This window comes from Streptococcus sp. Marseille-Q7156 (assembly GCF_965119495.1).
Genome location: NZ_CBCPLU010000001.1, coordinates 253,612 through 271,993 on the forward strand (window position 1 = coordinate 253,612; position 18,382 = coordinate 271,993).

Sequence of the window (18,382 nt, forward strand, 5' to 3'; positions counted from 1 at the left end):
GAATCTTTTTGACCATTTAATTTGCTGAAGAGAGGTATCAGCATAACAGAATTGATTTTCCTTAAAACTCAAAATATGAAAGTTGAGTCCAAAGAAGTAGAATTGCTGACTTGTGAAATAATATTGCTAAATGTTATTGTATGAATTATAATGAAGGAGAGGTGGAATAGTAAAAGAAAGAATAAAACTGCCAAGTCAGAAACTTTTCTTGATAAAGTACATAGGGGATAGAAATTTTAGATAATAATATTTGAAAAGGAGAAAATGGAACTAGGTGACTACTTTAAATTCAAAATTACTTCAAAATCAGTTATTCATGGAACTTGATGGACTAGTTGGTTTACCAAAAGGAGTTAAGCCAGAACCGATGAAATATAATCTTGGAAAAATCAACAAGTATTTAAGCGCAACAGGAAGAGAATTTAATGAATTGACTGATTTAGAATTAAAACAATTTGAGAGAGTTAAATAAAGATGGGACTAGATAAAAGATTTGTGGAGAAAGCCTTTGCCAGTGGCAAAGATAGAGTGAACAGAGCTATTTTTGTAAAACCTGAAGAACTTATTGAACTATCTGATGAAGACTTAAGTTATTTTGGGGAAGGTATTTTTTATTGCTTGCCTCGTAGCAAATTTGTAGAAAGTCATAAGGAGGAGATTCGAGAGAAATACAATCTTTCAAACGAAATGCCAAAGATAAACGGCATCTATTTGGGGACTTTTATAAAAATGAGGGCATGGGATAGAATTAGAAAAACCAAACCAAGCTTAAAAGAAATTATAAACATGGTTGAAAAGTGAAATAGTGGCTATCTATTAGAAGGAGTTTTTACTCCATTTAATCTTGATTGATAATTTCAACTGTTACAATTTCATTCTCGAATAGTTTAATCCATCTATTTCCTGTTTGGATAGATAAACCGTCGTATTCTTCATCATATACTTCTTTATCTTCAAACAGACAAATCCCTACAAATGTTTGATCGTCAATATCAGTAATTTTAACAAATTTATTGTTGAAGTTTTCAAGTTTCATAAATTTTTCCTTTTTATATTATTGGAATACCTTTTGCGTAAGCTTCTTTCGCTTCTGCAAGTGTCATCTTATTAGGACCACCATCGATGTTAGTTTCACCTGTATTTTGCCACTGACAAACGTCACAGATATCATATACTGCTGTAACAGTACCACATACTGGACAATGGACATATTCTCTACCGTTAATAATGATTAAATTTTCTTTTCCAGTCTTATTCATTTAAGGTTACTCCCAACACTATACAAATATATTAGCTATTTCTATACACTACTTTTTCAATATCATTGATTGTAATTGTAATAGTATCCCAGTCTTTCGGGGAATCTCCTATGTCAGCAATAAAAGTATCTTCACTTAACTTTTCGACAATTGTCGCCGTTTGACCGTTTTTTAACAACACTGTATCAAATTCTAGAATTTTTACGATTTTTCTCCTTGCGTAAGCTTCTTTGGCTTCGGCTAGAGTCAATTTATTTGGGCCACCGTCAATATTTATAATACCAGTATTATGCCAACGACAGACATCACAGATATCATAGTCCATAACCTCAGTTCCGCAAACGGGACAATGTAACCATAAATATCCATCAATTACCCAAGTCTTTTGTGATTCATTTATGTCGTTTTTCCTTTTATAAGCCATTTTCGCTTCAGCAAGCGTCATTTTATTAGGACCGCCATCGATATTAAATGCTCCCGTATTTTGCCAATGACAAACATCGCAAATATCATAAGTTTCTACTAAAGTTCCACATACAGGGCAATGCACATGCTCCCAACCATCAATGAAAATTAAATTCTCTTTTTTAGTTTTATTCATGATAAACAACTCCTGTTATTTTGTAATACCGTATTGAGTTAACTCTATTGATGCGATTTCAGATTCATTAAATCCAACATATAGATATTTATCTGTTCTTATTGTAATTTCATCATAGAGTTCATCTACTGTATCAAGTTTCCCTGTAAAGCTATTACAATGACCCTCTAAAATTTGACCGTCAACAAAAACAACCCTAATTTCTTTTCTTAAATATTGTTCTAAATTCATTACTGATTTCCTTTCCAATATTATACTTCAAATCAAGTGATATTACTAATGAATGAAGTATGGTAAATGATAAAACAGTTTATCTGACAATGCAAGTTTCTCGTATGCCGAATGTATTGATTTAGTAGTTTTTGCTAGTCTTTTATAAAAATCGTAATATAATTTTGGGTGATAATTATTTTTTAATGAAGCGAGGAGAAGTAATGTTGAGATTGAATCTCGCCATTTCTAGTGGGTCGAGAAAATCAGGAGCTCCGATAGTCCTGCCTATCCTTTTATATAAGGCTAATCTCATAGAACCACACATAGGGGATTTTGTGATATAAGAGAATAATACGTATCCCTTCTTTACAATACGTGTAGCACGTGCTATAATGGTGTTGTCAGGAGGTAAAAGCGCTATGCCTATGACACAAAAAGAGATGGTTAAACTCCTTACGGCTCATGGTTGGATAAAGACTAGAGGCGGTAAAGGCTCCCATATTAAAATGGAGAAGCAAGGGGAAAGACCTATCACAATCCCTCATGGTGAGCTGAATAAGTACACTGAAAGAGGGATAAGAAAGCAAGCTGGGTTGTAAAATTCAGCCTCTGCTTTTTGATATGGAGGTAGTGAAATGTTAGTGACATATCCAGCTTTATTTTATTATGATGATACAGATGGGGTAAAAGCGACTTATTTTGTTCATTTCCCGGATTTTGAATACTCAGCTACACAAGGAGAGGGGATTTCTGAGGCTCTGGCTATGGGTTCGGAGTGGTTAGGCATAACTGTTGCAGATTTGATAGAGAATGATGAAGATTTGCCCCAGCCATCAGATATCAATAGCTTGTCTTTAATTGATAATGATCCTTTTAAAGATGATGAAGATTTCGTGTCAACCTATGACCTTGATAAATCTTTTATTTCTATGGTATCTGTTGATGTATCAGAATATCTAGGAAGTCAGGAACCAATTAAAAAGACCTTGACCATACCAAGGTGGGCAGATAAGTTGGGACGAGAAATGGGACTTAACTTTTCTCAGACTTTGACAGACGCTATTGCAGATAAGAAGATACAAGCTTAAGATTAAGTATGGTATAGTGGTACTAGTTAATAAAAAAAGCACGTCCAATTGTGCTAGTTACTTGCCTATTGATTTTATAGATTTCTTAGCCCTTTCGAGGGCTTTTTATATTGATTTTTCAGGAAAAATAAAGAAATCAACCGTTTAAGAAAATCACTGATACCAAGGGTTTAAATGAGGTAATATGGTATAATTAGGACATAAAATAATTTTGTGGTAAGATGGTAGTATCTATTTTAGCATATTTCCGAGCCAATCGGGGCGATTAAAGAGTCGCATAGAAAGAGGACAAAATGGCAACATATGGATTTTTAGATGTTTTAGAGGAAGAGTTGGAAAAGAACTTTCCCTTTGACTTTGAGATTAGTTGGGACAAGCGTAACCACGCGGTTGAAGTGAGTTTTCTATTGGAAGCGCAAAATGCTGCAGGTGTGGAGATGGTGGATGAAGATGGAGAAGTTTCATCAGATGATATCCTCTTTGAAGAAGCAGTGCTTTTTTACAATCCTGCCAAGTCAACCGTCAATACAGAAGACTATTTGACGGTCATCCCTTACTTGCCTAAAAAAGGTTTTTCTCGCGAATTTTTAGCTTATTTTGCGCTGTTCCTTAAAGATACTGCCGAGGTTGGGCTGGATGCCCTCATGGACTTTTTGGAAGATCCAGAAGCAGAAGAATTTGTTATGGAATGGAACCAAGAAGTCTTTGAAGAAGGAAAAGTAGGCTTGGAAGAGGGAGAGTTTTATCCTTATCCGAGATACTAGGGATTATTGGGAGAGTTTATGAAAAAAATTGTGACGTATTTGATTCAGACAGTGTCTGTTCTTGTGATGATGCTAGCTTTTGCTTGTGGAACAATCGCATTTGCAGAGTTGGGGTATTCCGCAGTTTTAGTCTTTACTTTTGGTTATGCCTTCGCTCTTCTAAGTATGTATGTAATCTTTATTCTTCATGAACTGGGACATGCTTTTTGTGGCTACTTGACAGGCTATCGGCTGGTAGCTTTTGGATTAGGGAATTTTCTTCTGACTAAAAAGTCAGGCAAGTTTTCTCTTAGCCGAACAGCCGTTTTGAAAAATGTTGGTGCTCAGTATATTGGTTTAAAAGAGAATGAAAGTGATCAAAGAATCATCTTGATGCTTTCAGGAGGCTTGATAGTTCACCTTTGCTTGGTATTATTGGCAACACTTTTTGGTTTTTTGACAACAAACTGGTATTTTGCAGGCACTTGGATTTGTCTAAATTTATCTCTTTTTCTTTTCAATGCTCTGCCAGTTGGGATTACCGATGGAGCAAAAATTTGGGAATTGCTACAATACCCTGAAAATACAAAATACGTCTACCTGATGTTGAGGCATTCTGCCCAGACCTTGCTAGCTCCTCAAGAATATGATTTAAAAGACTTTGTCATGTCTGTTGATGAGGATGTGAGAGGGAGTTTTGCAGAAAGTGTTCGGACTCTTCAGGGATTGGTATTCATATTGGATGATAATATAGAGCTTGCAAAGCAACAGTTTCAGTCTGTGTTAGAGAAAACAGATAATCCAATGTCTAAAACTAGTTCTCAATTATACCTTCTTCAAATTGCTCTGATAGAAGGAGATAATAAGAAAGCGGAAGAATATGCAAGTATTCGAGGGGTCAAATCCTTTTTATCTCTAAAAACAGCAGATATGCAGGTCATTCAAGCCTGGTATCAATTTAAGGTAAAGAAAGATGTAGTTCAAACTCACAAGACTATGAAGATTGCTAGACAGAAAATGAATAGCAGCCGGATGTTACGGGATGAGAAAAGATATTATGAAAACTGGTTAGCCGAGCTGGAAAAGGAATTAGCCGAAGGAGTCTAATATGGAAATAGAAATTTCTGATTTTACAGGATCTAAGATTGCCTTGATTTGTGGGGATAAGGTCTTGACTATCTTACGTGATGACAAGGACGATATTCCTTGTCCCAACATGTGGGAGTTGCCAGGTGGTGGTCGTGAAGGGGACGAAAGCCCTTTCGAGTGCGTAGCGCGTGAAGTTTATGAGGAACTGGGAATTCATTTAAATGAAGATTGTTTGCTTTGGAGTAAGGTTTATCCAAGTATGCTTTTTGCGGATAAACAATCTGTATTTCTAGTCGGTCAGTTGACACAGAACCAGTTTGACAGTATCGTATTTGGAGATGAGGGACAGGGTTATCAGTTAATGAATGTCGAGGAATTTCTTACTTCCAGTCAAGTTGTACCTCAGTTGCAGGATAGAGTGAGAGATTATATGGAGGAAGTTTGATAAATGGAGAAGCGTAGCAAAAATATCAATATGTTTCTCATGGATGGTGAAGTGACTGGAAAAATCAAATGTACTTTGTCAAATTGGACGGGAGTGATTTACAAAATACCTCGTATTCAGTTGGGTGATTTGAAGTCGCGTGATGAAATGAAACAAAGTGGTATTTATTTCTTATTTGGTCGAGATGAAGATAAACAGAAAGATGTGACCTATATTGGTCAGGCGACAACTCGAAAAAATGGTGAAGGGGTATTGTTGCGAATTCAAGAGCATACCCGCGATACTCACGCAGATTATTTTAATGATGTCATAATTCTAACAACTCAAAATAATTCTTTTGGTCCAACAGAAATTAGCTATTTGGAAAATAAATTTACTCAACTTGCTAAAGAAGCTGGTCGCTACATTGTGAAAAATGGGAATGATCCAAATCCTGGTAATGTAACTGAGGAAAAGGAATCTGAACTGGATGAAATTGTTGAAAATACGCTAATGATTATTGGAACTTTAGGTTATCGTGTTTTTGTTCCAATGACAAAGAAAGTTAGTCAAGATCTGACTGATAATCATTCAACTTATCTTTATTTAAAGCGTAAAATTAAGAAATCTAACAAAGTAATAGAAGCAACTTGTGAACGGACAACTGAAGGTTTTGTTGTTTTAGAAGGAAGTCAAGTAGAAATAAAGGATTCTCCATACCTTCCAGCAAGTTTAAAAGAAATGCGTCAGAATTTAATAGCTTCTCGGGTCATTCAAGATGGAGTGTTAAAAGAAAAACAACTCTTTTCTAGCCCTTCTTATGCAGCGGCTTTTTTGCTGGGTATGCAAACGAACGGTCGAACTGATTGGAAAGATCAGGATGGAAGAACTTTAAAAGAATTAGAAGAATTAATAGATCGATAAGGAAAAAATTTATGGAAACATGGCAAGAGTTAAAAGTTACAGTGAAGCGTGAGGGAGAGGAGTTAGTTTCTAACCTCCTGATTGAACTGGGGGCGCAAGGTGTTGCGATTGAAGACAGCATGGACTATGTAGGAAATGTTGACCGCTTCGGTGAGATTTTCCCAGAGGTTGAGCAGCAAGAAGAAATCGTAGTGACAGCCTACTACCCTGATACGGTTGATGTAGCAACGGTTGAGGCAAATTTGCAGGCTCGTCTCGCGGAACTAACTGATTTTATGGACTTGGGAGAGGTAAAAATGGGTACGACTGCCTTGGCTGAGGAAGACTGGGCAGACAACTGGAAGAAATACTATGAACCTGCTCGTATCACTCATGATTTGACCATCGTGCCGTCTTGGACAGACTATGAGGCGACTGCTGGGGAAAAGATTATCAAGCTGGATCCTGGTATGGCCTTTGGGACAGGAACCCATCCAACTACCAAGATGAGCCTTTTTGCCTTGGAACAGGTTCTTCGTGGTGGAGAAACGGTGCTAGATGTGGGGACTGGTTCAGGGGTTCTCTCCATTGCCAGCTCGCTGCTTGGTGCCAAGGAAATCTTTGCTTACGACCTGGATGATGTAGCGGTTCGAGTTGCTCAAGAAAATATTGAACTCAACCCTGGTATGGAAAACATCCATGTAGCAGCAGGAGACTTGCTTAAGGGAGTTAAGATTGAGTCAGATGTGATTGTGGCTAATATCTTGGCGGATATCCTCGTTCATCTGACGGATGATGCTTACCGCTTGGTCAAGGATGAAGGTTACCTCATCATGAGTGGCATTATCAAGGACAAGTGGGACATGGTACGCCAGTCGGCTGAGTCAGCTGGATTTTTCCTTGAAACTCATATGATCCAAGGGGAATGGAATGCCTGTGTCTTCAAGAAGACCAAGGATATTTCCGGTGTGATTGGAGGCTAGCATGCAGCAGTATTTTGTCAAGGGGAGTGCAATCTCTCCTGTCACCATCGAGGACAAGGAAACCAGCAAGCATATGTTTCAGGTTATGCGCTTGAAAGAAGATGATGAAGTGACCTTGGTCTTTGATGATGGTATCAAGCGCTTGGCGCGTGTGCTGGATGTGGAAGCCCGTCAGTTTGAGTTGGTCCAAGAATTAGCTGACAATGTGGAACTGCCAGTCCAAGTGACCATTGCATCTGGATTTCCCAAGGGGGACAAGCTGGAGTTTATCGCTCAAAAAGTAACCGAACTGGGCGCCAGCCAGATTTGGGCCTTCCCTGCCGATTGGTCCGTTGCTAAGTGGGATGGCAAGAAATTGGGCAAAAAAGTTGAAAAACTAGAAAAAATTGCCCTTGGAGCAGCAGAGCAAAGCAAGCGTAATATCGTTCCAAGTATCAAGCTTTTCGAGAAAAAATCAGACTTTCTAGCTCAACTTGACCAATTTAACCGAATCGTAGTGGCATATGAAGAGTCAGCTAAAGAAGGAGAAGCCGCTGCACTTCTGCAAGCAGTCATTGGTCTTGAAACAGGAGCCAAACTGCTCTTTATCTTTGGTCCAGAAGGTGGTCTGTCACCTGCAGAAATCGAAAGTTTTGAAGCTAAGGGAGCAGTCTTGGCAGGACTTGGTCCTCGTATTTTGCGAGCAGAAACAGCACCACTTTACGCCTTATCAGCCCTTAGTGTTTTATTAGAATTAGAGAAATAAGAGGAAGAAAATGGAACAAAAACACCGTTCAGAATTTCCAGAGAAGGAACTTTGGGATTTAACAGCCCTATACCAAGACCGTGAGGATTTCTTACGTGCAATCGAGAAGGCTCGAGAAGACATCAATCAATTTAGCCGTGATTACAAGGGTAATCTTCATACTTTTGAGGATTTTGAAAAAGCCTTTGCGGAATTGGAACAAATCTACATTCAGATGAGCCATATTGGTAACTATGGTTTTATGCCTCAGACGACGGACTATAGCAATGACGAATTTGCTAATATCGCCCAAGCTGGGATGGAATTTGAAACAGATGCCAGCGTAGCTCTGACCTTCTTTGACGATGCCTTGGTGGCAGCAGATGAGGAAGTCTTGGACCGTTTGGGTAAATTGCCTCATTTAACAGCCGCCATTCGTCAAGCCAAAATCAAAAAAGCCCACTATCTAGGGGCTGATGTGGAGAAGGCCTTGACCAATCTCGGTGAAGTTTTCTACAGTCCGCAGGATATTTACACTAAAATGCGAGCTGGGGACTTTGAAATGGCTGACTTTGAAGCCCATGGTAAGACCTACAAAAACAGCTTTGTTACTTATGAGAATTTCTACCAAAATCATGAGGATGCTGAGGTTCGTGAGAAATCTTTCCGTTCCTTCTCAGAAGGTCTTCGTAAGCACCAAAATACGGCTGCAGCAGCCTATCTAGCCCAAGTCAAGTCTGAAAAACTACTAGCAGATATGAAGGGTTACGACTCAGTCTTTGATTATCTCCTGGCTGAGCAAGAAGTGGACCGTGCTATGTTTGATCGTCAGATTGACCTCATCATGAAGGATTTTGCGCCCGTTGCTCAGAGATACCTCAAGCATGTTGCTAAGGTCAATGGTCTTGAAAAGATGACCTTTGCAGACTGGAAATTAGATTTGGACAGCGCCCTGAATCCTCAAGTGACCATTGACGACGCCTATGATTTGGTCATGAAGTCGGTGGAACCTTTGGGGCAGGAATATTGTCAGGAAGTTGCTCGCTATCAAGAAGAGCGCTGGGTGGACTTTGCTGCCAATAGTGGCAAGGATTCTGGTGGCTATGCAGCGGACCCATATCGCGTGCACCCTTATGTCCTCATGAGCTGGACAGGTCGTTTGAGCGATGTTTATACCTTGATTCATGAAATCGGGCATTCTGGTCAATTCATCTTTTCAGATAATCATCAAAGTTACTTCAATGCTCACATGTCGACTTACTATGTTGAAGCACCGTCAACTTTCAATGAATTGCTTCTCAGTGATTACTTGGAGCACCAATCTGACGACCCTCGTCAAAAACGCTTCGCTCTGGCTCACCGCTTGACAGACACCTACTTCCATAATTTCATCACCCACCTCTTGGAAGCAGCCTTCCAGCGTAAGGTGTATACATTGATTGAAGAAGGGGAGACCTTTGGAGCAAGCAAGCTCAACAGCATTATGAAGGAAGTTTTGACGGATTTCTGGGGAGATGCTATTGAAATCGACGACGATGCAGCTTTGACTTGGATGCGCCAAGCTCACTATTATATGGGCTTGTATAGTTACACTTACTCAGCTGGACTTGTGATTTCGACTGCAGGTTACCTTCATCTGAAACATTCAGAAACTGGAGCTGAAGATTGGCTCAATCTCCTCAAATCAGGTGGTAGCAAGACACCACTTGAGTCAGCTATGATTATCGGTGCTGATATTTCAACAGATAAACCACTCCGTGATACCATCCAATTCTTGTCTGACACAGTTGATCAGATCATCGCCTACAGTGCCCAGTTGGGAGAGTAAATTAAAAGAGTCTGGGACAAAAGTCTAACCTTAAATAAAAAAAGCGAACAAAACGAGTTATCTGATACTCAGAATTCTGTCTTATTCGCTTTTTTCTAATCTATCGATTTTAAAAATTTATAATAAAGAATTCCTAAAATCAAAGTTTTTTGTCCTAGCCTCTTAAATTATCCCCAAAAGCTATCTTCTTCAGCTTGATCTGAAGAGAAGAGCCAAACTTCTTTGATTTTTCTGTCTTCAATGCGGAAGAGGTCAATTCCGTTCATATTGAGTTCAGTACCATCAGCCCGTGTTCCAAGAAAAGTAACATTGGCTGCGATTAAATCCTTATTGTCAGAAACCCAATTTGTTACCACCTTAAAGGTTCCATTAGTTTTCTCAGCAAATGTAGCCAGGTGAGTTCCTAGCTTGTCCTTACCAACAACTGTACCAGATATACTATGAGTACCAGGTTGATGCCAGATAATATCGTCTGCCATCGTTTCAAAGACACCAGCAATTAAAGCTTGGTTATAAGCATTGAAAATTTCTAAGTTTGTTGACATATCTATTCTCCATTTCTTTTTTATGATATAATTGTAACAGTTACAAATAAAAAAACAAGTAGACACTTTTTCGATAGCTAGTATCAAAAGTAGTACTATTATTGATACTAAAAGATAAATTTTTTTAAAAAATAGAAAGAAGATATTTTATGACAAATAAAGTGAGTGAGTATGGTATTTGTCCATTTGCGACAACGCAGAGGGTTTTAACTGGGAAATGGGCACTGGTAATCATTTATCAGTTGAGTACAGGTACCAAACGATTTAAAGAATTGCAGAGATTATTGCCTGGGATTACTCAAACTATTTTGACCCGTCATCTCCGTCAATTAGAAAAGGATAAGATTGTTCAACGAAAGGTCTATGCCGAAGTTCCACCACGAGTTGAGTACAGCTTAACCGAAATGGGGCAGGAATTCAGAGTTGTTTTAGATGCTGTCGAGAAATGGGGTCTATATTATATCAAGTTGCTAAATGCTAGTGAGATAAGCAACGGATAAGTCTTATAGAGGAAATGTATTTTCTGTTTAATTCCTTAATTAAAAGATAGTGAGGCAAACCAGTATATTTCCAATCAATTTTCTTGAAACCCTTTCCCTCTTTTGATAGACTAGTATCTAGTTTTTGAAAAAAGGAGAAAGAAAATGAAAAAATTTGTCGCTGAGTTAATCGGTACTTTCATGCTTGTGTTCGTCGGAACAGGAGCTGTTGTTTTTGGAAATGGTCTTGAAGGTCTTGGTCACCTAGGGATTGCCTTTGCCTTTGGTTTGGCAATCGTGGTTGCAGCCTACTCAATCGGAACTATTTCAGGTGCTCACTTGAACCCAGCGGTTTCGATCGCTATGTTTATTAACAAACGTTTGTCATCTTCAGAGCTTGTAAACTACATCCTTGGACAAGTAGTTGGAGCTTTCCTTGCGTCAGCTGCGGTATTCTTCCTCTTGTCTAACTCAGGCATGTCAACTGCTAGCCTTGGTGAAAATGCCTTGGCAAACGGTGTCACTGTCTTTGGTGGATTCTTGTTTGAAGTCATCGCAACCTTCTTGTTTGTTGTGGTTATCATGACTGTTACTTCAGAAAGTAAAGGAAATGGCGCGATTGCTGGTTTGGTAATCGGTTTGTCATTGATGGCTATGATTCTTGTTGGATTGAACATTACTGGACTTTCAGTAAACCCAGCTCGTAGCTTGGCACCAGCTGTCTTGGTAGGTGGCGCAGCCATTCAACAAGTATGGATTTTCATCCTTGCACCAATTGTTGGTGGAGTTCTTGCAGCCCTTGTTGCTAAAAACTTCCTTGGAACAGAAGAATAATTGAAACTCAAAAAGCCTTGCTCCTCATCTCGAGGAACAGGGCTTTTTCGTATGAGTTTAGCGGTTGTCAATTTTCTCTGGATAAAGGTCGTGTTGAAAGAGGCGTTGTTCTGCCAAGCCTTCATACTTAGTTCCTGGCTTACCGTAGTTGTAGTAGGGGTCGATTGAAATGCCACCGCGAGGTGTAAATTTTCCCCAGACTTCTAAATAGCGAGGGTCTAGCAAGTTGACCAAGTCTTTCCCGATGGTGTTGATACAGTTTTCGTGGAAATCTCCATGATTTCGGTAGCTAAAGAGGTAGAGTTTGAGGGATTTTGACTCAACACAGAGCTTGTCAGGAATGTAGGAAATATAAATAGTCGCAAAGTCTGGCTGAGCAGTGATTGGGCAAAGTGAGGTAAATTCAGGACAGTTAAATTTGATAAAATAGTCATTTTCCACATGACGATTGTCAAAGGATTCGAGGACTTCTGGTTGATACTCGAAAATGTAGTTGGTTTCTTTGTTGCCCAGTAGGCTTAGGTTTTTCATTTCTTCTTGTTGTGACATGATTTTTTCTTTCTAATCTTAAACACCACGTTGATTATCGTAGAGGAGGGTATGCAGTTGAGGAAGGACGCGGACATTGCCCCAGCTATCGTCGGCAGCGATGCGTTCCCAGAGTTCTTTGAGACGATCCAATTGGTCTTGGACAATATTACCTGTAGCCTTGGGCTCAGGATTTCCAGCCGATAAGAAGAGGACATCTGGTTGGTAGCGTTCTTGTATGCCTCTGGCAAAGGCCAAATCTGCATCGTCAAAGACAGGGATTTTAAAGGTGACCTTGTCTGGATCCAGTTGGGAAACGATAAAGTCCAGGGTCTCAAAGTTGACTTCCATCTTGGATGAAGGAGGTTTGGGACTGAGAGTGACCTGGTCGATGTCTTTCAACCAATTTTGCCAGCGGGAACCTTGGGTCTCAACAGCCAGAGTGACACCACGTTGCTTGAGTTTAGTGACCAATTCGGCCATGTTGGCTGCTAAAATAGCAGGATTTCCTCCAGATAGGGTGACATAGTCGTAGCTCCCTAATTTATCCAACTCAGCAATGACTTCGTCAGCTGTCATACGAGTTGGCTTTTCAGAGCCATCCCAAGTGAAGGCAGAATCGCACCAGTCGCAGTGGTAGTCGCAACCAGCAGTGCGGACAAACATGGTTTTCTGCCCGATGGCACGGCCTTCGCCTTGAAAGGTTGGGCCAAAAATTTCCAGAACTGGTAGTTTGAGGACACGTTCCCTAGTCATCTAACCACTCCCGTCTAAACTCCGCAAAGGCAGTCGGAGTCTCATAGAGGCGAACATATTCCAAACGGAGACCACGTTCGTCTGGCAACTCTTGGTTCATGGTTTGGAAAATCCAGTAAACCATATTTTCAGCAGTCGTGTTCATATAGGGAAGAGTTTCATTGAGATAGCGATGATCCAAGTGGGGCTCTAAGTAGTTCTTGTAGATCGCTTTGATGTCTCCGAAATCGTAGGTCATGCCACGTTTATCTAAAAATCCACTGACAGCAATCTGCAGATGATAGGTGTGACCATGAAGGAATTTGCATTTTCCCTCATAGTGAAAGAGGTGGTGGGCAGCATCGAAGGTAAACTCTTTTGATACCAAGGTTCTGTGAGGATTGTAGACCAGAGACTCCCCAGTTTCCTGTTTGATTTCTTTGGGTGCAAAAAACATTAGTCCTCTCCTTTCTGTGAGAGATAAACATCTAACCCATGTTGACGTAGGTGGCAGGCTGGGCAATCTCCACAGCCACTTCCGATAATCCCGTTGTAGCAGGTTAAGGTCTTTTCACGAACATAGTCAAAGGCACCGAGTTGGTCGGCTAATTCCCAAGTTTCAGCCTTGTCCAGCCACATGAGAGGTGTTTGGATAACAAAGTCGTAATCCATGGCAAGGTTGAGGGTAACATTAAGGGATTTGACAAAGACATCTCGACAATCGGGGTAGCCTGAGAAGTCTGTCTCGCAGACACCTGTCACGATATCTTTAATGCCTCGTTGCTTAGCAAGGACTGCTGCAAAGGATAGAAAGAGGTGGTTGCGACCGTCAACAAAGGTATTAGGCACCTCTCCCTCTTTTTGCTCAATTTCCAGATCAGAGGTCAGGGCATTTTCAGTGATTTGCCCCAGCAGAGACATATCTAGGATATGATGACGAATCCCCTGTTCTTTAGCGATTTCTCTAGCGACTTGAATTTCGAGATGATGGCGTTGACCGTAGGCAAAGGTAACGGCTTCGACTGTTTCATAGTGTTCTTTAGCCCAAAAGAGGCAGGTTGTAGAATCTTGACCGCCACTAAAGACGACCAAGGCTGATTGACGTTTCATAGTACTCCTTCCAAAATGGGAAATGTTTAGAGCACGCAAAAAGCTCCCATGAGGGAGCTAAAAAATACCAAATCGAGGTTTTTTTTAGCGATGGCGTGTCCCAAACATCGTAATATTCTACCTATAGTCTAGCATATTTTTTGAAAAATGGCAAAGGGCAAGAAAAAAGAGACCAAAGCAAGTACTTGGTCTCTCGTGTGATTAGCTCAATTCAGCAACGATGGCCTTGATTTGTTCTGCTGTGTGAACACCAGCAACTTGTTTTACCACTTGGCCGTCTTTTTTGAAGAGAAGAGTTGGGATAGACATGATTCCAAAGGCACGAGCTGTGTTTGGATTTTCATCAACGTCCATTTTAACGATTTTCAAAACATCTTCTGAAAGTTCTTCAGACAATTTATCCAAGATTGGACCTTGCATACGACATGGACCACACCAAGTTGCCCAGAAGTCTACCAAGACCAAACCGTCTTTTGTTTCTTGTTCGAATGTTGCATCTGTAATTGCTTTTGCCATTGTATTTCTCCTTTTTTAGTTATATTGGCTTAAATCTTGTTTCTTGAGATAGAAGAAGATATCTCCATAAGTCCCATGGTAGTCCAAATCATGACCGTTGTAGGTTAATTTTTGGACAGGGTAGTAGTCTGCGACGCCGATAAGGCAAGCTTGTTGTGAACGATCAAAATCTTCATAAGACTCGAAAGTCACAGTTCTTTCGTTCTTGCTGGCATCTAGATAGGTAATTTCAATCATGTTTAAAACTCCTTTGTTTAATGATGACTTTATTTTACTCCTTGTAAAAGAGAATGTCAAGAAAAATGATTGCGCACGCAACTTTTTTCTAAAATCATCTTAAATCAAGAAATTCAAACCAGTTTCCAAGCTTTCTTCGACAGCCTTTTGTAGCGAGGCCAGTGTCTTTTGCCCATCACTTGTCAGACAGATAAAACTAGAGCGTCTATCTTGATGGCAACACATGCGACTAAGTAGACCGCAATTTTTGGCTTCTAAGCGAGCCACCATCCGAGAAACAGCGCTGGGGCTCAGATGAAGTTTATCTGGCAGGTCAATCTGGCGTAGAGATTTTTCTTGAGCTAAGTCCAGATAGTAGAGTAGGTAGAACTCTTTCAAGGTTAGACTTTGCTCGCTCTGCTGGGCAATAGTCTCTTCCAAGAGACTTTCAATTTCTTTCTGACGCCGATTGAAGTCAAACCATTTTTCCAAGTAGGTCATAGTATCTCCTTTCTTTTTAGAGTTATAAATAGAAGAAAGTCTATTTACGGACAATCTCTGCATCACAAGATGATTGCGCATGCAATAATTATACTACTTTTCAAAAGAGCTGGCAAGAAGGACGCTGGCATCTCTTATCCTAAATCAAGCCAATTTTTACAAGTCAAGAATTGTTTGTATCCCCTTTCGATTTCTAATTTTCATTATTCCTTGTGCATTTCCTTGAAATTTTCTGAAAAAAGAGTAAACTGGTATGCAAGAAGTCTATTTCGTGGAGTTTAGGATGAAATTATATGTTCAATTAATGATTCTCTTTGTGATTTCTCTAATCGGAGAGGGGATTTCCAGTTTCTTTCATTTGCCCATTCCAGGCAGTATTATCGGCTTGATTATTCTCTTTCTAGCCCTACAATTCAAGTGGCTGAGAACTAGACATGTCAACATGGTTGGGAATTTCTTGCTGGCTAATATGACCATTCTCTTTTTGCCGCCAGCAGTGGGAATCATGGAGAAGTTTGATGTGATTGCTCCCTATCTTTTGCCAATTGTTTTGATTGTCTTTTTTGCAGCAGTCATCAATATTATCCTCATAGCCTTGGTGGTTCAGTTCATCAAGAGACGGTTTGAGGGAGATTATGAGAAAGGAGATGCCAAATGAGTGAATTTGTTTCCAATCCCCTGTTTGGGCTCGCCCTGTCTATCCTAGCTTATCTAGTAGGGATGCTGATTTACAGACGTTTTCCCCATCCTTTGACAACGCCCTTGCTTTTGTCAGCTGTTTTCATTATTATCTTTCTAAAGGTGACGGGGATTTCTTACCAAGATTACTACCAAGGTGGGGTTTATCTGAATAACTTGATTGTCCCATCGACCGTGGCTCTAGGAATTCCGCTTTACAAGAGTTTTCATCTGATGAAGCACCATGCTCGCAGTATTCTCTTTGGTAGTCTGCTAGCGGTAGTGGTCAATACCTCTTTCACAGCCCTTGTAGCTAAAATCTTTGGCATGGACTTTTTCCTAGCCATTTCCCTCTTTCCCAAGTCAGTGACAACCGCCATGGCAGTGGGAATCACAGAAAAATTGCAGGGCTTGACCACTGTGACCTTGGTTGTCGTAGTGGCGACTGGGATTTTAACCAGTGTCATCGGACCAACCCTTTTGAAGTGGTTGAAAATTGACGATCCAGTAGCTGTTGGTCTTTCCCTTGGAGGAACAGGGCATGCAGTCGGAACAGGAACGGCTTTTCGATACGGCTCTGTAGCAGGAGCTATGGGTGGCTTGGCTATCGGCGTCACCGGTATTCTCTATGTCTTTGTCAGCCCTATTGTAGCTAGTTTGATATTGAGTTAAAAAGCAAGGAATTTGGTTTCCTTGCTTTTTAAAATCGTATGTTATAGAGTATTACTTTTCTTTGCTTAAGTGAATGACTTGGTCGTAGTGTTTTAAGTCTTCTTCCGTGTAGTGGTGAATGACTTCAATGACTGTTTGAGGTAGGGAGAAGAGTAGGTCACTGATCTTCCTGCTATTTTCCAAGTCAAGATTGGCCTTAATCTCATCGGCTAAGATGAGTTGGCTATCATGGTAGAGGGCGCGAGCGATTTCTAGGCGTTGTTTCTCTCCACCAGACAGACTATCATTGCTGAGCGTTCGATTTTTCAAATGTTCTAATCCTGTTTTTTTGAGGATATGATTTAAAGTCTCTGGATTTTTATCCATTCCCAGAAGGATATTGTCTTCCAGAGATAGCGTGTCAAAGTAATGGCTATCTTGGAGAATATAGGAACTAATACTTGTGATTTCTTGACGTGAAAGTTTTTGCCCAGCAAAGCTAATCTGTCCACTTGTTGGTGTCTCTTCTCCATGAATGATATTGAGCAGGGTTGTTTTACCAGAGCCACTTTCCCCGATAATGGCAATTTTTTCTCCTTGCTTGATGTGCATGGAAATCGGAGATAAGAGACTATTTCCCTCTTTTTCAAGGGAGATGGTATCAAGCTGGATAGGGAAAATGTTTTCTATGCTTCTAGGCGAGTTGGAGTCAGACTGGTCCAAAAGTTTTTGGTATTTGTTGAGAAGAGTTCGAGTCGCTTTTCGGGTGTTGGTAAAGTAAGCCAACTCTTGGAATTGATAGCCGATATTATGGGAAACCAGATAGATGGCCACAAAACTCGCCGCATCTAAATAATTATAGTAGGTCATAAAACCACCGATGACGATTGGTGTGACAGAACAAAAGGCATCGATGCTATTGATAAAAAGACTGTTTAAAGTTCGTTGTTTTTCATAGTTGATTTCGGCATCCAGACTGGTTTGTAATTGCTTTTGGTAGCGAGCAAAAAAGAAATCTTGTCCCTGATAATGGCGAATTTGTTGGCTGCCACCAATAAAATTTGTCAAGCTTGATAAGTAGCTCTGGTTAACAGTTGACCGCTTTTCAGAAAGTGAATCCAAGCGCTTTGATCCGATAGCACTGCAGAGTACAGGAAAGGAGTAGAAGAGGATGAAAATCAAGCCTAAGTAAAAATTGGTCCACAAGGCATAGAGAATGGACACAGTGGTGAAACCAAGAGAAGAAATGATGATGACGGTTGGCTCGATATAGCTTTCTTCTAGTTGCTTGACGTCGTTTTCTAGGTCAGACAAAATATCCTTTTCATCAATCTCATAACTGCTTAAAAATCGCTTGAAAATAGCACTCTTGATTCCATATTTAAAGTCAGTAATCAAACGGGCGTAGTAATAGCGTTTCCCAGCTAAGCCTAGTAATAGAATGAGGTTTCCAAGGATTCCCAAAATCAAAACTTTCCAAAGAAGGCCTAGTTCTTGATTGGTAAAACTAGCAACAATGTTCTGAACAAGGGCTGGTGTGATAATCGCTTCCAGCCAGGTAACGGCAATAGAAAAGAAGTAAAGTATGAGGTGTTTCTTAGTAACAAATCTTCTCAGCATAAAGAGTTGACCTCCTTATCGATATACATGTAATTAGTTTTAAAGTCATTATACTCCTTTATCTCAAATACTTCATATAAAAATATAATTTTTGGTGGATATACAATTAAATGA

General features: G+C 40.0%; 27 protein-coding genes and 2 pseudogenes. 15 read left to right on the plus strand and 14 right to left on the minus strand.

Features of this window, described 5'->3' with window-relative positions; all coding sequences use genetic code 11:
- Window positions 1-274 precede the first annotated feature (274 nt).
- Window positions 275-472: a hypothetical protein gene (locus ACWPV5_RS01335; RefSeq protein WP_033683188.1), complete on the plus strand. Its 198-nt coding sequence runs from the start codon at window positions 275-277 to the stop codon at window positions 470-472.
- A gap of 2 nt (window positions 473-474) precedes the next feature.
- A complete protein-coding gene (locus tag ACWPV5_RS01340) occupies window positions 475-801 on the plus strand; it encodes a hypothetical protein (protein ID WP_454382016.1) in 327 nt (108 codons plus the stop codon).
- 37 nt (window positions 802-838) lie between these two features.
- Here the strand turns inward: ACWPV5_RS01340 and ACWPV5_RS01345 are convergent, their stop codons facing one another.
- The 5 genes and pseudogenes from ACWPV5_RS01345 to ACWPV5_RS01365 all read right to left on the minus strand — a co-directional run bounded on the left by ACWPV5_RS01345 (window position 839) and on the right by ACWPV5_RS01365 (window position 2,091).
- The gene (locus tag ACWPV5_RS01345) at window positions 839-1,036 is read right to left on the minus strand and encodes a hypothetical protein (protein WP_454382017.1); all 198 of its coding nucleotides are present in this window, start codon (window positions 1,034-1,036) and stop codon (window positions 839-841) included.
- 13 nt (window positions 1,037-1,049) lie between these two features.
- The gene (locus ACWPV5_RS01350; RefSeq protein ID WP_454382018.1) at window positions 1,050-1,259 is read right to left on the minus strand and encodes a CPCC family cysteine-rich protein; all 210 of its coding nucleotides are present in this window, start codon (window positions 1,257-1,259) and stop codon (window positions 1,050-1,052) included.
- Window positions 1,260-1,473: 214 nt separating this feature from the next.
- Window positions 1,474-1,683: pseudogene (locus tag ACWPV5_RS01355) on the minus strand (CPCC family cysteine-rich protein); the annotation flags it as partial.
- Window positions 1,669-1,860: pseudogene (locus tag ACWPV5_RS01360) on the minus strand (CPCC family cysteine-rich protein); the annotation flags it as partial. The pseudogenes ACWPV5_RS01360 and ACWPV5_RS01355, both read right to left, overlap by 15 nt.
- Window positions 1,861-1,875: 15 nt before the next feature.
- Entirely contained in the window at window positions 1,876-2,091 is a 216-nt protein-coding gene (locus tag ACWPV5_RS01365) for a hypothetical protein (RefSeq protein ID WP_454382019.1), read from the minus strand.
- A gap of 401 nt (window positions 2,092-2,492) precedes the next feature.
- Here ACWPV5_RS01365 and ACWPV5_RS01370 point away from each other — a divergent pair, with 401 nt between their 5' ends.
- The 9 genes from ACWPV5_RS01370 to pepF all read left to right on the plus strand — a co-directional run bounded on the left by ACWPV5_RS01370 (window position 2,493) and on the right by pepF (window position 9,855).
- A complete protein-coding gene (locus tag ACWPV5_RS01370; protein ID WP_001132287.1) occupies window positions 2,493-2,672 on the plus strand; it encodes a type II toxin-antitoxin system HicA family toxin in 180 nt (59 codons plus the stop codon).
- 36 nt (window positions 2,673-2,708) lie between these two features.
- Window positions 2,709-3,161, plus strand: a complete 453-nt coding sequence (locus ACWPV5_RS01375) for a type II toxin-antitoxin system HicB family antitoxin (RefSeq protein WP_102211390.1) — start codon at window positions 2,709-2,711, stop codon at window positions 3,159-3,161.
- A 293-nt stretch (window positions 3,162-3,454) separates the two neighbouring features.
- A complete protein-coding gene (locus ACWPV5_RS01380; RefSeq protein ID WP_049523921.1) occupies window positions 3,455-3,925 on the plus strand; it encodes a DUF3013 family protein in 471 nt (156 codons plus the stop codon).
- 18 nt (window positions 3,926-3,943) lie between these two features.
- Entirely contained in the window at window positions 3,944-5,011 is a 1,068-nt protein-coding gene (locus tag ACWPV5_RS01385; protein ID WP_454382020.1) for a M50 family metallopeptidase, read from the plus strand.
- A 1-nt stretch (window position 5,012) separates the two neighbouring features.
- Entirely contained in the window at window positions 5,013-5,438 is a 426-nt protein-coding gene (locus tag ACWPV5_RS01390; RefSeq protein WP_454382021.1) for an NUDIX hydrolase, read from the plus strand.
- Window positions 5,439-5,441: 3 nt separating this feature from the next.
- Window positions 5,442-6,341: a GIY-YIG nuclease family protein gene (locus ACWPV5_RS01395; RefSeq protein ID WP_454382022.1), complete on the plus strand. Its 900-nt coding sequence runs from the start codon at window positions 5,442-5,444 to the stop codon at window positions 6,339-6,341.
- An 11-nt stretch (window positions 6,342-6,352) separates the two neighbouring features.
- Complete coding sequence (gene prmA / locus ACWPV5_RS01400; RefSeq protein ID WP_454382023.1) at window positions 6,353-7,303, plus strand: 50S ribosomal protein L11 methyltransferase; 951 nt, start codon at window positions 6,353-6,355, stop codon at window positions 7,301-7,303.
- Window position 7,304: 1 nt separating this feature from the next.
- Window positions 7,305-8,048 carry a 16S rRNA (uracil(1498)-N(3))-methyltransferase gene (locus ACWPV5_RS01405; protein WP_454382024.1) on the plus strand — a complete coding sequence of 248 codons (744 nt, stop codon included), beginning with the start codon at window positions 7,305-7,307 and terminating at the stop codon, window positions 8,046-8,048.
- A 10-nt stretch (window positions 8,049-8,058) separates the two neighbouring features.
- Entirely contained in the window at window positions 8,059-9,855 is a 1,797-nt protein-coding gene (gene pepF, locus ACWPV5_RS01410; RefSeq protein ID WP_094753345.1) for an oligoendopeptidase F, read from the plus strand.
- 167 nt (window positions 9,856-10,022) lie between these two features.
- On the opposite strand, the gene ACWPV5_RS01415 is transcribed toward pepF, so the two are convergent.
- The gene (locus ACWPV5_RS01415; RefSeq protein WP_454382025.1) at window positions 10,023-10,400 is read right to left on the minus strand and encodes a nuclear transport factor 2 family protein; all 378 of its coding nucleotides are present in this window, start codon (window positions 10,398-10,400) and stop codon (window positions 10,023-10,025) included.
- 149 nt (window positions 10,401-10,549) lie between these two features.
- Here ACWPV5_RS01415 and ACWPV5_RS01420 point away from each other — a divergent pair, with 149 nt between their 5' ends.
- Both ACWPV5_RS01420 and ACWPV5_RS01425 read left to right on the plus strand, forming a co-directional pair.
- Complete coding sequence (locus tag ACWPV5_RS01420) at window positions 10,550-10,900, plus strand: winged helix-turn-helix transcriptional regulator (RefSeq protein ID WP_454382026.1); 351 nt, start codon at window positions 10,550-10,552, stop codon at window positions 10,898-10,900.
- Window positions 10,901-11,044: 144 nt separating this feature from the next.
- Entirely contained in the window at window positions 11,045-11,713 is a 669-nt protein-coding gene (locus tag ACWPV5_RS01425; protein WP_454382027.1) for an MIP/aquaporin family protein, read from the plus strand.
- A 57-nt stretch (window positions 11,714-11,770) separates the two neighbouring features.
- Here the strand turns inward: ACWPV5_RS01425 and queF are convergent, their stop codons facing one another.
- The 7 genes from queF to ACWPV5_RS01460 all read right to left on the minus strand — a co-directional run bounded on the left by queF (window position 11,771) and on the right by ACWPV5_RS01460 (window position 15,319).
- Window positions 11,771-12,262 (minus strand): preQ(1) synthase, encoded by a 492-nt coding sequence (queF, locus tag ACWPV5_RS01430; RefSeq protein ID WP_000082587.1) that lies wholly within the window; start codon window positions 12,260-12,262, stop codon window positions 11,771-11,773.
- An 18-nt stretch (window positions 12,263-12,280) separates the two neighbouring features.
- A complete protein-coding gene (gene queE / locus ACWPV5_RS01435; RefSeq protein ID WP_454382028.1) occupies window positions 12,281-12,997 on the minus strand; it encodes a 7-carboxy-7-deazaguanine synthase QueE in 717 nt (238 codons plus the stop codon).
- Entirely contained in the window at window positions 12,990-13,433 is a 444-nt protein-coding gene (gene queD, locus ACWPV5_RS01440) for a 6-carboxytetrahydropterin synthase QueD (RefSeq protein ID WP_454382029.1), read from the minus strand. Before queD ends, queE begins: the two co-directional genes overlap by 8 nt.
- Window positions 13,433-14,086: a 7-cyano-7-deazaguanine synthase QueC gene (gene queC / locus ACWPV5_RS01445; protein ID WP_023933747.1), complete on the minus strand. Its 654-nt coding sequence runs from the start codon at window positions 14,084-14,086 to the stop codon at window positions 13,433-13,435. The genes queD and queC overlap by 1 nt, the downstream gene beginning before the upstream one ends.
- A gap of 201 nt (window positions 14,087-14,287) precedes the next feature.
- Window positions 14,288-14,602 (minus strand): thioredoxin, encoded by a 315-nt coding sequence (gene trxA / locus ACWPV5_RS01450; protein ID WP_001029581.1) that lies wholly within the window; start codon window positions 14,600-14,602, stop codon window positions 14,288-14,290.
- 15 nt (window positions 14,603-14,617) lie between these two features.
- Entirely contained in the window at window positions 14,618-14,839 is a 222-nt protein-coding gene (locus ACWPV5_RS01455; RefSeq protein WP_000570255.1) for a DUF4649 family protein, read from the minus strand.
- Between the two features lie 99 nt (window positions 14,840-14,938).
- Window positions 14,939-15,319: a MarR family transcriptional regulator gene (locus ACWPV5_RS01460; protein ID WP_261044409.1), complete on the minus strand. Its 381-nt coding sequence runs from the start codon at window positions 15,317-15,319 to the stop codon at window positions 14,939-14,941.
- 283 nt (window positions 15,320-15,602) lie between these two features.
- Between ACWPV5_RS01460 and ACWPV5_RS01465 the strand changes: the two genes are divergently transcribed.
- Both ACWPV5_RS01465 and ACWPV5_RS01470 read left to right on the plus strand, forming a co-directional pair.
- A complete protein-coding gene (locus ACWPV5_RS01465) occupies window positions 15,603-15,977 on the plus strand; it encodes a CidA/LrgA family protein (RefSeq protein ID WP_000781325.1) in 375 nt (124 codons plus the stop codon).
- Window positions 15,974-16,669, plus strand: coding sequence for an LrgB family protein (locus ACWPV5_RS01470; protein ID WP_001288952.1), 696 nt, complete (start codon window positions 15,974-15,976; stop codon window positions 16,667-16,669). Before ACWPV5_RS01465 ends, ACWPV5_RS01470 begins: the two co-directional genes overlap by 4 nt.
- A 51-nt stretch (window positions 16,670-16,720) precedes the next feature.
- On the opposite strand, the gene gggC is transcribed toward ACWPV5_RS01470, so the two are convergent.
- Window positions 16,721-18,268 carry a streptosactin export ABC transporter GggC gene (gene gggC, locus ACWPV5_RS01475; protein WP_261219475.1) on the minus strand — a complete coding sequence of 516 codons (1,548 nt, stop codon included), beginning with the start codon at window positions 18,266-18,268 and terminating at the stop codon, window positions 16,721-16,723.
- Window positions 18,269-18,382: the final 114 nt, after the last annotated feature.

Coding starts and splice junctions, on each gene's coding strand:
- ACWPV5_RS01345 (WP_454382017.1), bottom strand. CDS start 1,036: ATGAAACTTGAAAACTTCAACAATAAATTTGTTAAAATTACTGATATT.
- gggC (WP_261219475.1), bottom strand. CDS start 18,268: ATGCTGAGAAGATTTGTTACTAAGAAACACCTCATACTTTACTTCTTT.
- trxA (WP_001029581.1), bottom strand. CDS start 14,602: ATGGCAAAAGCAATTACAGATGCAACATTCGAACAAGAAACAAAAGAC.
- ACWPV5_RS01425 (WP_454382027.1), top strand. CDS start 11,045: ATGAAAAAATTTGTCGCTGAGTTAATCGGTACTTTCATGCTTGTGTTC.
- ACWPV5_RS01405 (WP_454382024.1), top strand. CDS start 7,305: ATGCAGCAGTATTTTGTCAAGGGGAGTGCAATCTCTCCTGTCACCATC.
- ACWPV5_RS01470 (WP_001288952.1), top strand. CDS start 15,974: ATGAGTGAATTTGTTTCCAATCCCCTGTTTGGGCTCGCCCTGTCTATC.
- ACWPV5_RS01420 (WP_454382026.1), top strand. CDS start 10,550: ATGACAAATAAAGTGAGTGAGTATGGTATTTGTCCATTTGCGACAACG.
- ACWPV5_RS01340 (WP_454382016.1), top strand. CDS start 475: ATGGGACTAGATAAAAGATTTGTGGAGAAAGCCTTTGCCAGTGGCAAA.
- queF (WP_000082587.1), bottom strand. CDS start 12,262: ATGTCACAACAAGAAGAAATGAAAAACCTAAGCCTACTGGGCAACAAA.
- ACWPV5_RS01370 (WP_001132287.1), top strand. CDS start 2,493: ATGCCTATGACACAAAAAGAGATGGTTAAACTCCTTACGGCTCATGGT.
- prmA (WP_454382023.1), top strand. CDS start 6,353: ATGGAAACATGGCAAGAGTTAAAAGTTACAGTGAAGCGTGAGGGAGAG.
- ACWPV5_RS01375 (WP_102211390.1), top strand. CDS start 2,709: ATGTTAGTGACATATCCAGCTTTATTTTATTATGATGATACAGATGGG.
- queD (WP_454382029.1), bottom strand. CDS start 13,433: ATGTTTTTTGCACCCAAAGAAATCAAACAGGAAACTGGGGAGTCTCTG.
- ACWPV5_RS01390 (WP_454382021.1), top strand. CDS start 5,013: ATGGAAATAGAAATTTCTGATTTTACAGGATCTAAGATTGCCTTGATT.
- ACWPV5_RS01385 (WP_454382020.1), top strand. CDS start 3,944: ATGAAAAAAATTGTGACGTATTTGATTCAGACAGTGTCTGTTCTTGTG.
- queC (WP_023933747.1), bottom strand. CDS start 14,086: ATGAAACGTCAATCAGCCTTGGTCGTCTTTAGTGGCGGTCAAGATTCT.
- ACWPV5_RS01455 (WP_000570255.1), bottom strand. CDS start 14,839: ATGATTGAAATTACCTATCTAGATGCCAGCAAGAACGAAAGAACTGTG.
- ACWPV5_RS01395 (WP_454382022.1), top strand. CDS start 5,442: ATGGAGAAGCGTAGCAAAAATATCAATATGTTTCTCATGGATGGTGAA.
- ACWPV5_RS01465 (WP_000781325.1), top strand. CDS start 15,603: ATGAAATTATATGTTCAATTAATGATTCTCTTTGTGATTTCTCTAATC.
- ACWPV5_RS01350 (WP_454382018.1), bottom strand. CDS start 1,259: ATGAATAAGACTGGAAAAGAAAATTTAATCATTATTAACGGTAGAGAA.
- ACWPV5_RS01460 (WP_261044409.1), bottom strand. CDS start 15,319: ATGACCTACTTGGAAAAATGGTTTGACTTCAATCGGCGTCAGAAAGAA.
- ACWPV5_RS01380 (WP_049523921.1), top strand. CDS start 3,455: ATGGCAACATATGGATTTTTAGATGTTTTAGAGGAAGAGTTGGAAAAG.
- ACWPV5_RS01365 (WP_454382019.1), bottom strand. CDS start 2,091: ATGAATTTAGAACAATATTTAAGAAAAGAAATTAGGGTTGTTTTTGTT.
- ACWPV5_RS01415 (WP_454382025.1), bottom strand. CDS start 10,400: ATGTCAACAAACTTAGAAATTTTCAATGCTTATAACCAAGCTTTAATT.
- pepF (WP_094753345.1), top strand. CDS start 8,059: ATGGAACAAAAACACCGTTCAGAATTTCCAGAGAAGGAACTTTGGGAT.
- queE (WP_454382028.1), bottom strand. CDS start 12,997: ATGACTAGGGAACGTGTCCTCAAACTACCAGTTCTGGAAATTTTTGGC.